We start from the raw sequence: 2665 nt of genomic DNA on the forward strand, positions 1-2665 counted from the left end.
TATGTAGCCCGAAATGGCATGCGCTTCTTACGGCGCTACTATCCCGCCCACGTCCCCGCGGGCTATCTCTACTTCACGGTCCGCCGCCTGATGGTCAAGCTCCTGCGAGGCCAGTTCGGGAAGGCCAGCGCGGTGGCCCGCGGCCTCCTTGGTCTTCCGTTCGATGCCCGCGGAGATCGCAGCCCCGGAAGCGCCGCCGCCGGCTCCCGAAGCCGCGCCGCCGGGGGCGCTTCTCTGTGATCCGCGTTCTCTTCGTCACGGGCTCGTTTCCGCCCGACGTCTGCGGCGTTGGCGACTACACGGCTCACCTTGCCTCTGCTCTTGCCCGAGCGGGCGCGGCAGAGGTACACGTCCTGACCGCGGGCCCCGGTAGGGCATCCCGAAACCCGCCCGGCGTCGAGGACCGGCCGGGCACCGAGGGTCCGTCCGCAGTCGCCGTTCACAGGGAGATCGAAGGCTACTCCACCGCCAGGTTGCTCTCCGCCATGCGGCGCGTGGCCCGCCGGGTGGCCCCCGACATCGTGCACGTGCAGTACCCGACGCTTCGCTTTGGCCGCCGTCTCGGGCCCAGGCTGCTTCCGTGGCTCGTCCGGGCGACCATACCAGGGGCACGGGTGGCCGTGACCCTTCACGAGCCCGCGTCCAACCTTGCTTCGCTCTTGTACAACGGCCTTCCGATGCTGGCAGCGCACGGCCTCGTCTTCGTGGAATCGCACCACCTGTTGGCGCAGTGGGGAGCGGTTGGCCGATGGCTGGCTGCCCGGCGCGTGGTCGAAGTGATTCCCATATCGTCCAACCTGCCGCATGTGGCGCTCTCTTCCGACGAGGTCGCCCGGATTCGGCAGGGGCTTGGCGTTCCCCCGGGGAGCCCCCTGCTCGCCCATTTCGGGTTCCTCAAGGCTGCCAAGGGCGTACACCTCTTACCCGCGCTCCTGCGAAAGATCCCCGGGGCGCACCTGCTCTTGATTGGCGAGCCCGGTGAGGATCGTACCTACCTGTCAGTCGTGAAAAGGGCGCTGTCGGAGGGAGACCTGAAAGAAAGGATCCACTGGCTCGGGCGGCTGCCGGCCCTTGAAGCCGCCAGGCATCTCGCGGCGTGCGACGTCGCGGTGTTTCCCCTCGTCGACGGCCGCTCGGAGCGCAGCGGCAGCGTCGCGGCGGCCGCATCCTTAGGGGTCTTCACAGTGACCACCCACCCGACCTGGCGTGGGGTGAGCTTTGAAGAGTCCAACACCCGCCTCCCCGGTGTGTTTTATGTGGCGCCTAAAGACCTGGATGGCATGGCGGATGCGGTACGGGGCCATCTCTCTCGGGCTTTCCGGAATGGCGCTCCACGCCTGGCTCAGACGCGTGACTGGCAGACCATCGCCCGGCGTCACCTGCACCTCTACGAGCGATTGCTGGGGTCGCGCGGATGAACCATCCCCGCACCGCCATGGCCTTATTGTCGGCACGGGGGGCCTGTTGACGTGGGCAGGTGGGCGGCCGAGCCATCAAATCCGCCGCGTGGAGCTACCGCGTGGGCCCGGACCCGGGGCCTTCCCTTACCGGAGATCGGCGCTTGGGCGCTGGCGCTCCCGTACTTCGTCTACGGCTGGTTCGTGCTGCCCCTCGCCTTCGAAGCCGCCGCGCTCCTTCGGCGCCGCCGCGTGACTCTTGGCGGGCCCCAACTGGCGGGGCTCGCCGTGGCCGCTTACGCGTTCTTCAATCTCGCCTGGGTTGCTCCGTCGTGGAGGACGGGGTGCGAGCTAGCGTGGGGCGATTTCGCTCGATGGCGGCTGCGAGAGCTCGTCCCCATGGGTGCCCTGGTCATCGCGGCCGGCGTGCCCGCAGCCAACCACCTCCGCTACCGTCAGGCGTTGCTGCAAGTCGGTGCGGTCCTGTCGGCCCTGGAAGCCCTCGAGTTCGTCTCCGCCACCCTGGGGGGCCCGACCCCCCTGGGGCTGGTGCGCCTGGACATTTCAGGCTACTACTTCTTCCACGCCTGGCTCGGCGCGCATAACGCCGCGGGCGCGCTGTTCGCAGCGCTGGCTGCGCTCGCTCTCGACCTTGCGATAACCGGGGATGGCCCCCCGTGGGTTGCCGTGGCCCTTGCGGCCGGCGTGCTGATGTCGGGGAGCCGATCCGCCTACCTCGGCCTCGTGGCCGCGGCACTGTTCATTGCCATACTTCGACGCGCACCCCTGCAGCAGGCGCTTCAGCGCAGGCTGACGACCCGCGGTGGGGTGATGGCGGCTGCAGGGGCGGCCATGCTCCTCGCGGTGGCCGCTGCGGCCACCCCGGCAGGACAACGCCTGTTGGAACTCGCAGGGGGCCTCGGAGTCACCGGGAAGGCGCGCATCGAGCTGTGGGAACAGGGCGTGGCGGCCTTTCTCTCGAACCCCGTTTGGGGAGTCGGGTGGGGGAACTACGGGTGCTTTGCCGTCGGGCTCTTTGCGCAGGGTGTTTTCGCCCACGCCCACAACAGCTATCTCCACGTGGCCGCTGAGCTGGGCGGGGTGGGCCTTGTGTTGATGGGCGTCTGGCTTACCTTGCTCGTCCGGACGCTCCGTGATGCGAGACAGTTCGGCCTCATCGCCGCTTTCGTGGCGATCGCGGTCTCGTCGCTGCTCGAGCACAACTTCGGTGCGCCCACCGTGACGGCTCCCCTCTTCGTGTTGTTCGG

3 protein-coding genes are annotated in these 2665 nt (G+C 68.7%); all 3 read left to right on the forward strand.

Features of this window, described 5'->3' with window-relative positions; genetic code table 11:
• Positions 1-240, forward strand: a 240-nt coding sequence (locus AB1609_20595; GenBank protein ID MEW6048843.1) for a hypothetical protein, incomplete at its 5' end; no start/stop codon positions are given.
• Positions 237-1418, forward strand: coding sequence for a glycosyltransferase (locus AB1609_20600; GenBank protein ID MEW6048844.1), 1182 nt, complete (start codon positions 237-239; stop codon positions 1416-1418). The genes AB1609_20595 and AB1609_20600, both read left to right, overlap by 4 nt.
• A 51-nt stretch (positions 1419-1469) precedes the next feature.
• On the forward strand, positions 1470-2665 hold a 1196-nt coding region (locus tag AB1609_20605), incomplete at its 3' end, for an O-antigen ligase family protein (GenBank protein MEW6048845.1).

This window comes from Bacillota bacterium (assembly GCA_040754675.1).
In the GTDB taxonomy this organism is placed as follows: domain Bacteria; phylum Bacillota; class Limnochordia; order Limnochordales; family Geochordaceae; genus Geochorda.